This window comes from Vibrio sp. 2433-A1, assembly GCF_056726085.1.
In genome coordinates, this window is record NZ_JBRESC010000036.1 from 1 (window position 1) to 12,535 (window position 12,535).

Below are 12,535 nucleotides of genomic sequence, written 5' to 3' on the forward strand. Positions count from 1 at the left end.
CACCCGTCCGCCGCTCGACGCCCTTAACGTTCCCCGAAGGTTCAGTTAAGTCGTTTCCGCTCGACTTGCATGTGTTAGGCCTGCCGCCAGCGTTCAATCTGAGCCATGATCAAACTCTTCAATTTAAAAGTTTTGATTCCCTAAATTAATAGGGTAAGGCTTAATGAATACTGACTTCAAAACTACTGTGTAATTTTAAAGCTATTATCGTTCCAACAGAACGATAATGAATTGACTGTGCCAAATAACATCTCTCTATAAAGAAAGTCATTATTTGTATTGGTCACTTCGTTTCATTGAAACCTAATTTGATACCGCTCTTTACTAAGAGAAATATCTAATTGGATTATCATCAACGAGTGCCCACACAGATTGATAGGTCTATATTTTTAAAGAGCTTGTTCTAACTTCCGCTTTGCTTAGCGCCGCGTCGTTAGGGGTGCGAATCTTACGCTTCCCATTTTGAGAGTCAAGCATTTTTTCAAACTTTCTTTTCTCTCGTTCCAACTCGGCGTGTGACGTTCGTCTCACTCCGTGTCGGTGAGGCGGCATTATAGGGAGGTCTGAGAGGATGACAAGTGTTTTTTTGAAATTAATTTCTGTTTGCTCAAAAAGAAATCAAACCATTAAAAATAGAATAAAATTTCAACATTTGAGTCATGTCACATCAATATGTTGGAAAAACAACAACCATATACGTAAGATCCCTGTGTCTATTTTGTTAACAGTAGACCTAATTTTTATTCAAACCTAAAAGTTGTATTCTAATATGAGTTCAAACAAATCGACCTTAATGATTGTCGCCTTAGCTGTATTAGGTGGAATCATCTTTTCGCAGGTTGCCGTATCGCCTGTATTAAGCTTTGTTCTGGGTGTTTTTGCTTCCGCTTTTATTCTTAAACTTTCGAACACCACTATTGAGCAGGAACAACCTAACGATCCATCCACTAAAACATTGTATGTAGGTAATCTTCCATACAAGGCAAACGAGTCACACGTAAAAGAGTTATTTGCTAAACATGGTGAAGTCTTTGCAGTGCGCTTAATGAAAGATAAACGCACAGGTAAAAGAAGAGGCTTCGGATTTGTGGTAATGGCAGCAATGGATGCTCAAACCGCTATCGATGCTTTAAATGAAAAAGACTACATGCAACGCACTTTAAAGGTACGTATCGCCAACGACCCTAAATCGCAATCGGATAATGTTGAACAGGACTAAAGCCGAGCTGGTGTAATGCCTTATTTAACGCTCCCTCTTCCCAAGGGGGAGCTGTTGAGAAAATCTCTCGCTTCCCACGCTTTTCTTTCTCGCCGGTCGTCTCAAGTAAATCTTCAACTCTTCTTGCTATCGCTTCCCCAGAATCAACTAACAAAACACGATTTGTCAGTACTGACTGGATTTCTTGCTTAATTAATGGGAAATGCGTGCAGCCGAGTACCGCTACATCTATTTTATTTTCGATGGCTGCGAGTATTTGTTTTAACTCGGCCAAATCGACCGCCTTTCCTCTCAACTTTTCTTCCGCAATATCTACTAAGCGAGTCGAGCCTAATAACTCTACAGGTTTGCTTTGTGAGAAGTCTCGGATCAGGTCATGGGTATACGGACGCGTTACAGTCGCCGGGGTAGCGATCAGACCCACGGCTTTATTGGCTAGATTAGATGCTGGCTTGATAGCTGGAACAACACCAACCACAGGAATAGTCAGTTTTGCACGCAGTGTTGGCAGAACTATAGTGCTTGCCGTATTGCAGGCGATGACCACGAGATCGATATGATGCTTAGCAACTAATGAAGTCACCAACCGATCGACCCGGTCGATCAAAGTATCATGGTCCAATTCACCATACGGGTAGGCTTCATTATCAAAGATATAAAGGTACTCAAGTTGAGGCAGCTTGCTTTGAATCTCTTGATAGACAGATAGACCGCCAACCCCAGAATCAAAGATTAAGATTTTTGCTTGTTGCTTGGACACTTGAGTCACTCATTTACTTTCGACCCTGCAATGATACTCACTGCTCGATATTTGGCAATCTCTTCGCTTGATAGCGTTGATGGCTGAAACGTTCGCCATGCTCTAAGCCAATTAACTCAAGTTCAAGACGACCAGAGTAGCTACGGGTTTGAGTCACTAAAGTATGAAACTCGCCATCTTCTCCACAGGGGTCAACCGCTGAAGGTAGGCTGTCGATAAACTCTTGCGTATACCACTGACCGCAATAACTTGAATCCAACTGCGTTCCATCGGTTGTGACCACCAACGTTGTGATACCTCGCCCAATAATCTCTTCGGCAAGCTTGCGACTACTTTCGCCTAATAGCGGAAAGACGCACTCCCAGCCTGCTGGCTCAATGTAACTGCGGCGGTATGCCTCGATACCATTGCAAAACATATCGCCAAACGCGACGGCATCAATATTGAGGTTGCTAGCTTTGAGTGCATTAATGATGGTTGATTGATACACCTCGTTAGATGGAAACACTGCAGGCATAGCTATTTTAACTAGAGGGAGACTCAATAATTCAGCTTGCATATCGACGACTGATATTGGCGTCGCTTGAAAAGGCACTTCCTCTTCTACATAGGTGGTATAAAGCCCAACCACTTGGTATTGCTCGCTGTCCATCAATCTTTCGAGAGTGAGAGTCGAATCCTTGCCGCTCGACCAACTAATGATGACGTTCTTTTTCATACTGTTTTTCTATTTGTAAGAAAAAACCGCCCGAAGGCGGTTTAAGGTAATTAGAATTGGTAAGTCAGATTAAGGTAATACGCTCTCTCTGCAGCAGGGTAACCTAGTGCAGTCTCATATTCTTCATCCAATAAGTTATCTATACGAGCACTGATCGTTGTGTTCTCATTCGCATAGTAGCTAACAGCTGTATCAACCAAAGAGTAAGATGGAAGAGTTACGTCGCTATACGGCCATGTTCCATAGTCGACATCAGATCTTTTTCCAACGTATTGATAACTAATAGACCAATCGACCACATCAAAGGCGACAAGTGCATTCCACTTATATAACTCTTTTGCTCTGCGTTGTAATTGTTTGCCATCATCACCTTCAGCGTCTTTATAGTCTGCGCTCAATTGATGTTGAACAATACCTGTGTCAAACTCAGCAGTAACCTCGATACCTTGGATATGTGTTTCCCCATCAACATTAATATACTTATAAGTTGTTGGATGATAATCAATCAGGTTAGTTATCTGGTAATCATATGCCGTTAATGTCCAATATACGTCTTTCACTACGCCATAGAAACCTAACTCAATTGCATCAGATTCTTCAGGTTTCAGATTTTGAGTTCCATAAGACGGATCATACTGCTGATAAAGGTTTGGGGCTTTAAATGCGGTTCCATAGGAAGCTTTGATTCCGAACTCAGGAATAAACTGATAACCAGCACCTAAGTTATAGGTCGTCTCAGTGCCAAACTCTTCATTATCATCAACCCTAGCACTAGCTTCTAAAGTCGCCGACTCTACGGTTACTGATGACAAACCAAAGATAGCAAGATTAGAACGATCGAAGGTTTTATTTGCATTCTTATCTACGTAAGACTCATCACGCCAATCTGCACCACCAGCAAGAAGTACATTTTTGTTTAGTTGATAACTGTTAATCCATTGAACATTATTTTGCTCAAGTTCATCTTGAGTGCCTGAAGTTTTGCTCGTGCCATACTTGTAGTTCCATGAATCTTGACTTTGAACAGTGGCTTGTAGCTCTGAACGCAATTTCGTTCCTTGGTAAGCACCACCAATAGACAATGACAAATCGTCTTTTTCAGACTCCATGTAACTACGAGTACTGTATGTATTATCGTACTGATAAGTGTTTTCGTAAGCTCGAATATTTCCAAATAGGCTGAACTGCTCATTCAACTTGTGAGTATAACCAACTAAACCATTTAACGTTTCGAAACCATGACGATCGCCATCATTTAATCCCGGAGCTGGTTTAACGTTATAGCCTTCATCGCTTTCATTACTAACTGCAAGGTTTAATTGACCATTTTCGGAAGTTTCAACGCCTGAAGCCAAGCTCAACTCTTGATAACCCAAGCTACCTAAGCCCGCACTTAATGTTGTTGATTCTTCGGTTGCACGCGCAATAGTAATAATATTGATGACACCACCAATTGCTTCTGAACCGTATAAAGAAGCGCGAGCACCTCGAACATACTCGATACGTTGAACATAACTTAAAGGGATTTGGTTGAAATCAACCGCACCTTTTGCTGCTCTAGCAAAGCGAACACCGTCAACCAATACTAGGACCTGATCAGAACTCGTACCACGAACGAATATAGAAGCTAACTGACCTCTACCACCATTTTGCGTTATTTGAATCCCTGTCAGTCGGCGTAACACATCTGGAATTGTTTTGGCTTGTGTTCTCTTAAAGTCTTGACGAGTGACCACTTCAACATCAGCTAGCGTCGAAGCGGCTGACTGCTCAAAACGGTTCGCTGTGACTACCATGGTCTCATCGGCAGAAACTTCTTGGGCATAAGAATAAGAGGCGTGTGAAAGTAGCGATGCCACTGTCATCGCTAAAATAGATCGGTTCATTTTTATAATCCTAAATCGCGTAAGTCCTACTGAGCGTGGAGCGTCTTGCTTCCAATGTATTTGCTCAGCTGCTGGCAGGTCTTCGGACTTAAGAGCTTGGGTGACCACCTAATCACTCGACTTCCCACATAAATCTATATGCAGTGTCCTATTGAGCTTTCGTTCTCTTTTACCGCTGCGCGTCAGTTCTGGATTTACACCAGATTCCCTTTTCAGCCATCTATACTTCTAGATAGCACCAGCTTGGCGATGATGGTATTAAGCAATTTGTTGTTTGTCTAGGAAATATTGTCGATTTATATCATTTAGAGACATTTCATAGTGCTCACAACTGCCTCTTTACACACTATCTTTAACACATGACCGGACAATACTGGACATAGCGCTGAGATTGAATAAAATCTGCGCTCTTAAACTAAATACACCTTCCACAGGTACCAAACCAAAGGTAATAATCATGGCGACTCTTGATGTAAACCCGCAAACCTACCAAGAACAATTGGCTGATAAAGTCGATCGTCTTAATGAAATGTTCGCATCTTACAATGTACCTGAGTTGGAAGTATTTGAGTCTCCTGAGCAGCACTACCGTATGCGTGCGGAGTTTCGCGTTTGGCATGAAGGTGAAGATCTTTACTACATCATGTTTAACCAAGAGACGCGTGAAAAATACCGTGTAGACCAGTTCCCAGCAGCAAGCCGTCTTATCAACGACCTAATGCCACTGCTGGTTGATGCAATGAAAGACAATGATTCATTGCGTCGTAAGCTGTTCCAAGTCGACTTCCTTTCAACGCTAAGTGGCGAGGTCTTAGTATCCCTGCTTTACCACCGCCAGCTTGATGATGAGTGGACAGAAAACGCCAAAGCACTTAAGCAGCGCCTAAACGATGAGGGCTTTAATCTCAATATCATTGGCCGTGCACGTAAGATGAAGATTGTCTTAGATCGTGACTACGTAATTGAAAAGCTGGATGTGAATGGCAAGCCATACATCTACCAACAAGTGGAAAACAGCTTTACTCAACCAAATGGTAAGGTTGCTGAAAAAATGCTTGAATGGGCGGTTGATTGCACTCAAGAAAGCACCGGCGACCTGTTAGAGCTGTACTGTGGTAACGGTAACTTCTCACTGGCACTGGCACAAAACTTTGACCGCGTGCTTGCGACAGAGTTAGCGAAGCCATCTGTCGTTTCAGCGCAATACAATATCGCGGCGAACAAGATTGATAACGTACAGATCCTACGTCTTTCGGCAGAAGAGTTCACCGAAGCCATCGAAGGTAAGCGAGAGTTCCGCCGCTTAAAAGATGCAGGTGTCGATCTGCAAAGCTACAACTGCAATACTATTTTCGTTGATCCACCGCGTGCGGGCATGGATATCGATACGTGTAAGATGGTTCAAGGTTACGAGCGAATTATGTACATCTCATGTAATCCAGAAACTCTGAAAGAGAACTTAGATGTGCTGTGCGAAACGCATGAAGTGACACGATTTGCTCTGTTTGACCAGTTCCCATACACCCATCACATGGAAGCAGGAGCCCTATTGGAACTTAAAAATCAATAGGTTAGACGATACCAGATAAGATGAGCAACTCTTCTGGGTACGGCTCTGGGTACGGGAACATAAATTTTTATCACTACACTGCTGAGACTAGAGCTTACCCATCTGAAAATTCTTCATCAACTTTTCATCGATACAACTACGTAAAAACTGATTCATAGGTTGCATATTGTTCGTTGTGTAGAAGTCCAAAATCAATGTGTTGAACTCTTGCTGCCTTTTCGCTGGGACGTCAATGATCGGATAACCCTTACTCAACAAAATCCCATTCATCATAAAGCGACCAGTTCGCTTGTTTACATCCCAGAAAAATTGATTTCTAGCCATTTGTAAGAAAGCAGCGATGGCTCGATCGTAAACATCGAGTTGTTCGAAAACATTAGCTTCCATTTCTAACCATTTTTCATCTAACTCATTTGGAGCTGGTGGTTCATACTCTGAGCCTGTAATGGACACATACCCTGTACGATACTTACCCCACTCCAATGCTTCTTCTTCCGCTGCAATAGAATGAAGCACTAAAGCTGTTTCTTTACTAAACGAAAAACTGCCACTATTAACTAACTCGAAAATATACTGCCAAGTCTTTGCTTGATTTTGAGCCATGTTTTGGTCACTGATCCGATGCCCACCAACCGTAATCCCATCAAGAATGGTTTGCACTTCAGGTAGTGTCATAGCCACACCTTCGAGATTAACAGCGTTATAAACTAAAGAAGGAACATCTCGTTTAGCGAGTTGTTGTGCTAGAGGAATATTGGGAGTCATCCCCCACTTAGTATCAATACACATGGCTTTACTATTTATTGTGAGTCAGATTCACAATTATACATTGATTATTCCAACTTGGTCAGTAGCAAGTCATATCAACGTTGAGATAGACGGCTGCCATACGAACGCTGGCAGCCAGTGGGCACTTTACGAGTAATATTGACGCTTGGCGTGAGATATCAGAGCAAGAGGGAGGCTCGATGTTGCCTTCTGAGTCTGATTACGAGAATAACAGAGTTTTACGCCTTCAGGCTCATCAAGGTTTAAGTGAATAGGCCAAATGACCTCTGTCAAAGGAGTGCTGTCCGTTTCTGTTTGATAAGTGATTTCTAACCATTGTTCGTTATATAAAGCACCAAGAATACTATCAAGCTCTGGTGTCATCGCCAGCTTAGACCAATGGGGAGCACTTCTCTTATCGACGGGTAGTTTCTTTATCCAACGCTTATCTCGATTCCCATCATGTAGCTTTTCAAACTGATCAAGATAAGGAGAAATCACTTCAAGGAAACGACTTCTTACTTTGTCTGGTAAATAATGAAGAAGCATGTTCGAGGATAAATAGGCGACAAGAGCCGCATGGGGAAAGCCTTCTAGATAATTAGCGCGATATCGCACAGCATGAAAGGTTCCCACCGTCAGAACCTCAATACCTAGTAATTCTTGTAGACGCCTGTTCTTTAAGATCCGCCTAACGGAGTGGTAACTCGCTGACGTACCACGAGAGATAACACCGTCGGCGAGTTCTTTGTAGCCTAATGGTCGAGATGTGTGTTTGGGAATGACCTCACAGAGAGTTATTAGTAGCTCCATCGTTTTTATTGGATGTTTATCAGCCAAGCTATACCACCTTTCCTATTCAAAGATGGTTCCTCACTGTAATGAGTGGTCTTGCATATAATGCAAAGCTAGTCATCATTGTGGCGCACAGAAAGCAAATGAGATCTTAATCACAATTCGAGCCGTTGGTATCCACTTTTGTAAGTAGTGCAAAATCAGCTTGTAACCTGACTAATTCAAATCCCGTATTCGGGCACATACATGGTTAGGTAATAGAACCAAGATGATTAAATTAAGGAGTTCGAAAGTAGTGATTAGGGAAATGAGATTAGCAACAACAGCTATCGCAATGAGTGCATTAGCTGGTTGTGGAGATAGTGAGATCGACACAGTAAAAAACTCTTTCTACAGTGATTCTGAAACAGTCTCAATGGGAAACTTGTTAGATAATCGACACATTTGTTCTTCTGTAACATGGGACGTTTTCGAAACTGAACAAAATACAAATACCGTTGAATACCGTTGTTATTTATCTGGAGCAAAGGATTACTTCACAAACCAACTTGAACAAGAAAAGACGAAACATGACAAAATTGAACTAAATGAATTAGCTCGACTAAAGGAAGACTTACAGAAAGTAACCACAGAACTATCCTACAGACCTGAGTACAAAGCTCGAATTAAAGAAATAGATGTGGAGATTTCAAAAGCAAAACAAAAGCTGACAGAACTTGAAATCGTAAGGAAAGAAATTAAAGAAAGTGAGTCTGCTTACATAGAAAAAGTCGGAGACTCACTCGAACTAAAACGGAAAGAGATACAAGACTTAAGGCGTCAAAGACAAGACCTAGAATTAAACTACAAAAAACCTCCGTACAATCTTACAAAAGATCAAATGAGAGCAAAAAAAGAAGCTCTCTGGAATGAAATATCGAAACTATTTCGCGAAGAGAAGAGACTGAAAGAAGAGCAAATAAACCCCATAATTGAGTTAGATGACAATTATAAAAAAAAGTGTAGTTATGACGGTGTGAAAATTGTGTACAAGGGGCACGAACGCAGACAGAAGATTAGTGCTAGGTCTATGTGCGATTATACATTTGCTCAAGTCAAAAGAGTAATCATCCCTGATTTAGAAAAAGAAAAACACAAAAACCTACGCTTGTTGACAGGGGATAGGGATGGTTGGGGAAAACTAAATTCAGAAGAGATAAACAAACACCAAAAAGTTCTTGAAGAGAAAAAAAGTCAATTAAACTATGAGGTAGAAAATTTCACACCAACCCCATTTTACGGTGAAGCTAAATACAAAGACATGTACGAGCTATGGCAATGGGGCTTCAACAAAGATGGTATTCCCATTTTAACTTACGGTGGTTACGAGCTAATCAAGCCTGATAACGCTAGTCAGAGCCTAACTAAAAATCCTCGTGAAATGTTCCTATATGCAAAAAAGGAAGACCAAAATATCAATTTCAATAAATACAGATTGAAAAGAGGGTTTTACAATCTCTAATCAATTATTTTAAAACGACAAAGTGGAAGATCTTGCGAACCTCCTCTTTGAAGAAGTATGCTAGTGTTCGTTTAGGAGCTGTACTAAGAATGTATATTGGCGTATTCATTCTAGTTCAGGCGGGCTAGCCTTGTCACTACCCACTGGACACCATTCGACGACAAAAATCATTCCTAAACCAGCGCAGCACTTTCAGACGGTGTATTGAAGACTCAAATCTGAGGCCAAGATTGAAAGATAATCTGGATTAGATGTGTCGACCTATTCAAACAAACGTTATCGAAACGGCCGTTCAGATCAAAAAATTACAGCTCTATATTACCTAGGTACATATCCCACCTTAATCGCCCGTATCGCTTTATGCGCTGCGGGCTTTTTTGTGTCTGTCACTTAGGAGATAAACCTATGCCTACCCACTTACCCAATGCAACCTACGAGTTTCCACAGCCTGCTACAGCCATGCAAGTACTCGAAACAGCCGCCGATATCTTAGCCCAAAGCTTTGAAGTCGGTGATACCTATACCAAGCCCGATGAGGTCAAACAATACCTGAGCTGCAAGCTGGCCCACTATGAGCGTGAAGTCTTTGCCGTGATGTTTCTGGACAACCAACATCAATTGATTGAATTCGAAGAATTGTTCCATGGCACGGTCGATGCCGCCTCTATTTATCCACGTGAAGTGGTGAAAGCTGCACTTAAACACAATGCCTCAGCAGTCATCTTTTCGCACAACCACCCGTCTAGTGTCGCTGAGCCTTCACAATCCGATAGGAAGATCACCCGTCGTCTCGTTGATGCTTTAGCCTTAATTGACGTTCGTGTACTGGACCACATTGTGATTGGCAAGACTTGCGTCTCGTTCGCTGAAAGAGGTTGGTTATGAATACGATAGCTTCAAATTATGACCATGCGGTTTGTTTACCACAGGCGTTTATAGAGAGCCTTGAAGCAGTCTTAAACAATGCTGCCTCTTTACCTGAAATGGTCAAACTCTCGATGAATTTTCGTCACACGCCCTATTATCAACACCGCCTTGGGCCTCACCCTGTTGAAGTGCGTTTAGAGCGTCAAGATAAGCAGTGGCGAGTGGTGTTTATTGCCAGCTTTGCCTATCTCGATGGCACTCATCGTAGCGTTGCCCCCGAATTGTACTTTAACTTCAAGCGAGACTGGTTCTATCAACCGGATATTCGAACCTGCGAGCTTGCCAGACCGGAAGTGCTGGACTTACTGCTCAGTTGGTCTCGGATGTTCTGTCGTCAATTAATGGATGGTCAGTTTGATGACATTCGTATCACCCCTGTCAAAGACGAATAACCCCATAGCTTAATGTTTAATAAAAGAAGCAGCCTACTAACGTTATGTTTGGCTGTGTTTGTATGAATCAAAAAAGGAGGCAAAATGTCGTATGACATTGTGTATGAACAATTGGCATTGAGAGTGCCAGAATCCATTGTAACCGAGCAACTGCGTCAATTCTTCACTGAGAGGCTAGGTATCAATACCGATGAGTTTAGCGAGCATCAGTGTCGGCAGCGCTTGTATGAACGTTACCAATGCTCATTGAGGAGTGATGACCTTATTATGCTTCACATGTTGATAGGTTGCAGCAATCTCTTTGACCCAGACACGAATAAGCGGTGTCGTGATTGGCAGTTTTGTGGCATTGACACGCCTTATAACCTGCTTATCAAATACGGCTGTGACTGGTCCGCGCAAGCGCAGTCAGGTGGATTAAAACTCAATGGACGTGATACCAAAGCCGAAGGGTGGATACGCGCTGTACGTCAGACATTAGACCAGGCTCGTGATTATCGGGTGGTGCCGCATTGCCATCACCTTTCGGTTTGGCTACGAGCGCCGAGAGAAGCAAATGAGCGGGATGCGTATGAAGTGCTGACTGCCCACCTACGGGACTTAAATGCAGTATGGCAAGACCGTGCACGTGGTGATGAAGAGGGTTTTGATGTCTCCATCACGCCAAGCTCTGCGTTTGAAATGTGGCTCTTTCAGCAGTTAGTGACTCGTTACCAAGGCAAGTGCTGGCTCAATGGCTCCGCACCGCCTTACCATGCAGTGAAAAAGCACGCTATCTAACCCTTATAGTCACCTCGGTCAATGGCCGCTTTATCATGAGTCGTTCTGGCTCGAACTAAACCATTCTATTTTAAATTCCATTATCTTACTGCCTGTAGGAGGGCGCATTATGTCTAAACAACTGTTAATCCGAAGCCAAATAGGCTTTCTTACCACCAACATCAAAGCGTCATTGCTGCCTGTCTCAGATGCACTGACACAATTTATTGTGACAACGCTAGCACACCAGCTTACGTTAGATGATGAGCTTGCTGATTCACTAATTGATGCTGATGGTATTATCTTTAACTTTCGAGATGCCAGTTATAGCGCTGAGCAAGGTGGTTTTCATCCGGTTGAAATCTGCCTCAATAAACACAGCGATGGTGCCTGGCATTACAGCTACATCACTGACTTTGCTTATATCGGCAATCACTACCCTGAATTAGAGCGAGGGCTCGATTTTGATTTTAGCCGAGGTGAATGGTTTGCCCACCACCAGCAAGGCTGGGCACCCATTAAAGAGGACAGTGCTGCAAAAGAGCTGTATCAGCTTTGGGAGCATAACTTTCTGGCGTACATGGCGATGGACGCGTATGACCACATCACAGTGAGTCGCCAATGACAAAGCATCACCCATTTCCATCTATCTACCTTCAATAAGGCCATCTCTTTTCGAGGTGGCCTTTTTTATACCCACTCAACAAAACAAGGAGACACATATGTCTTGGTATCAAACCGTCGGTAAAGCGGTCGCAGCAACAGCGAGTGTCGCAGGTGTCATCACGGCTGCGCCTGTCTTTGGCGCAATCGGCACCATCAGTGCAGCCGGTTTTGCGGTGTCAACCGCGATTGGCACTTCAGCCGCCCTGATAGATAAAGCACTGGAAGAAGACAAGCCAGAGTTGCCTGACTATCCAACCCATGACCATCCGTTAATCACTCACGAGCGCTACGACGAGGAGTAAGTTCCATTCATTCTTAATGTTCACTCAAGCCACAGCCTAACCGGTTGTGGCTTTTTTTATTCTATAGGAGCACAGTCATGCCCCCATCCATTATTGAAGCAGTCTTCTTATTGTTAGCTCAGCTTCCAACTCGTTACCCCAAATCCTTAGAGAGTCTGTGTGATGTTTCAGACGAGCTTGGGATAGGGAAATCCCCCGATACGATTCGACGATGGTTAAACATCCTCGTGGATTTAGGTTACGCCGAAAAAACGCAGCAAGAGGGCAAAGAC

14 protein-coding genes, 1 rRNA gene and 1 riboswitch are annotated in these 12,535 nt (G+C 42.9%); of the genes, 9 read left to right on the top strand and 6 right to left on the bottom strand.

Going from position 1 to position 12,535, the window contains the following annotated elements:
• Positions 1–125 (bottom strand): 16S ribosomal RNA (locus ACU01J_RS20510); the annotation flags it as partial.
• 644 nt (positions 126–769) lie between these two features.
• Between ACU01J_RS20510 and ACU01J_RS20515 the strand changes: the two genes are divergently transcribed.
• Positions 770–1,219 (top strand): RNA recognition motif domain-containing protein, encoded by a 450-nt coding sequence (locus tag ACU01J_RS20515; protein WP_481087332.1) that lies wholly within the window; start codon positions 770–772, stop codon positions 1,217–1,219.
• On the opposite strand, the gene murI is transcribed toward ACU01J_RS20515, so the two are convergent.
• The 3 genes from murI to btuB are packed head-to-tail and all read right to left on the bottom strand — an operon-like array spanning position 1,185 to position 4,583.
• Positions 1,185–1,988 (bottom strand): glutamate racemase, encoded by an 804-nt coding sequence (gene murI, locus ACU01J_RS20520; RefSeq protein WP_481087333.1) that lies wholly within the window; start codon positions 1,986–1,988, stop codon positions 1,185–1,187. The genes ACU01J_RS20515 and murI overlap by 35 nt on opposite strands.
• Positions 1,989–2,016: 28 nt before the next feature.
• Entirely contained in the window at positions 2,017–2,697 is a 681-nt protein-coding gene (locus ACU01J_RS20525) for a Dph6-related ATP pyrophosphatase (RefSeq protein ID WP_481087334.1), read from the bottom strand.
• Between the two features lie 50 nt (positions 2,698–2,747).
• Complete coding sequence (gene btuB, locus ACU01J_RS20530; RefSeq protein ID WP_481087335.1) at positions 2,748–4,583, bottom strand: TonB-dependent vitamin B12 receptor; 1,836 nt, start codon at positions 4,581–4,583, stop codon at positions 2,748–2,750.
• A gap of 56 nt (positions 4,584–4,639) precedes the next feature.
• A riboswitch (cobalamin riboswitch) is annotated at positions 4,640–4,841 on the bottom strand.
• Positions 4,842–5,040: 199 nt separating this feature from the next.
• Here btuB and trmA point away from each other — a divergent pair.
• Positions 5,041–6,153 (top strand): tRNA (uridine(54)-C5)-methyltransferase TrmA, encoded by a 1,113-nt coding sequence (gene trmA / locus ACU01J_RS20535; protein ID WP_481087336.1) that lies wholly within the window; start codon positions 5,041–5,043, stop codon positions 6,151–6,153.
• An 87-nt stretch (positions 6,154–6,240) separates the two neighbouring features.
• Here the strand turns inward: trmA and ACU01J_RS20540 are convergent, their stop codons facing one another.
• Entirely contained in the window at positions 6,241–6,942 is a 702-nt protein-coding gene (locus ACU01J_RS20540) for a Fic family protein (protein ID WP_481087337.1), read from the bottom strand.
• A gap of 126 nt (positions 6,943–7,068) precedes the next feature.
• Positions 7,069–7,761, bottom strand: coding sequence for a hypothetical protein (locus ACU01J_RS20545; protein ID WP_481087338.1), 693 nt, complete (start codon positions 7,759–7,761; stop codon positions 7,069–7,071).
• 262 nt (positions 7,762–8,023) lie between these two features.
• Between ACU01J_RS20545 and ACU01J_RS20550 the strand changes: the two genes are divergently transcribed.
• The 7 genes from ACU01J_RS20550 to ACU01J_RS20580 all read left to right on the top strand — a co-directional run.
• On the top strand, positions 8,024–9,217 hold the full coding sequence (locus ACU01J_RS20550; protein WP_481087339.1) for a hypothetical protein: 1,194 nt from the start codon (positions 8,024–8,026) through the stop codon (positions 9,215–9,217).
• A 459-nt stretch (positions 9,218–9,676) separates the two neighbouring features.
• Complete coding sequence (radC, locus tag ACU01J_RS20555; RefSeq protein ID WP_419153386.1) at positions 9,677–10,102, top strand: RadC family protein; 426 nt, start codon at positions 9,677–9,679, stop codon at positions 10,100–10,102.
• Positions 10,099–10,536 carry a DUF2787 family protein gene (locus tag ACU01J_RS20560; RefSeq protein ID WP_481087255.1) on the top strand — a complete coding sequence of 146 codons (438 nt, stop codon included), beginning with the start codon at positions 10,099–10,101 and terminating at the stop codon, positions 10,534–10,536. Before radC ends, ACU01J_RS20560 begins: the two co-directional genes overlap by 4 nt.
• 84 nt (positions 10,537–10,620) lie before the next feature.
• The gene (locus tag ACU01J_RS20565) at positions 10,621–11,316 is read left to right on the top strand and encodes a hypothetical protein (RefSeq protein ID WP_481087256.1); all 696 of its coding nucleotides are present in this window, start codon (positions 10,621–10,623) and stop codon (positions 11,314–11,316) included.
• A gap of 109 nt (positions 11,317–11,425) precedes the next feature.
• Entirely contained in the window at positions 11,426–11,920 is a 495-nt protein-coding gene (locus tag ACU01J_RS20570; RefSeq protein WP_481087257.1) for a DUF2787 domain-containing protein, read from the top strand.
• A 97-nt stretch (positions 11,921–12,017) separates the two neighbouring features.
• Positions 12,018–12,263: a hypothetical protein gene (locus ACU01J_RS20575; protein ID WP_265689504.1), complete on the top strand. Its 246-nt coding sequence runs from the start codon at positions 12,018–12,020 to the stop codon at positions 12,261–12,263.
• Positions 12,264–12,340: 77 nt separating this feature from the next.
• Positions 12,341–12,535: hypothetical protein (locus tag ACU01J_RS20580; protein WP_481087258.1), on the top strand; the 195-nt coding region annotated here is incomplete at its 3' end.

Bases quoted from the DNA above. Each gene is read 5' to 3' on its own strand.
- ACU01J_RS20515 (WP_481087332.1), top strand. From the start codon at position 770: ATGAGTTCAAACAAATCGACCTTAATGATTGTCGCCTTAGCTGTATTA.
- ACU01J_RS20525 (WP_481087334.1), bottom strand. From the start codon at position 2,697: ATGAAAAAGAACGTCATCATTAGTTGGTCGAGCGGCAAGGATTCGACT.
- btuB (WP_481087335.1), bottom strand. From the start codon at position 4,583: ATGAACCGATCTATTTTAGCGATGACAGTGGCATCGCTACTTTCACAC.
- trmA (WP_481087336.1), top strand. From the start codon at position 5,041: ATGGCGACTCTTGATGTAAACCCGCAAACCTACCAAGAACAATTGGCT.
- ACU01J_RS20540 (WP_481087337.1), bottom strand. From the start codon at position 6,942: ATGTGTATTGATACTAAGTGGGGGATGACTCCCAATATTCCTCTAGCA.
- ACU01J_RS20550 (WP_481087339.1), top strand. From the start codon at position 8,024: ATGAGATTAGCAACAACAGCTATCGCAATGAGTGCATTAGCTGGTTGT.
- radC (WP_419153386.1), top strand. From the start codon at position 9,677: ATGCAAGTACTCGAAACAGCCGCCGATATCTTAGCCCAAAGCTTTGAA.
- ACU01J_RS20560 (WP_481087255.1), top strand. From the start codon at position 10,099: ATGAATACGATAGCTTCAAATTATGACCATGCGGTTTGTTTACCACAG.
- ACU01J_RS20565 (WP_481087256.1), top strand. From the start codon at position 10,621: ATGTCGTATGACATTGTGTATGAACAATTGGCATTGAGAGTGCCAGAA.
- ACU01J_RS20570 (WP_481087257.1), top strand. From the start codon at position 11,426: ATGTCTAAACAACTGTTAATCCGAAGCCAAATAGGCTTTCTTACCACC.
- ACU01J_RS20575 (WP_265689504.1), top strand. From the start codon at position 12,018: ATGTCTTGGTATCAAACCGTCGGTAAAGCGGTCGCAGCAACAGCGAGT.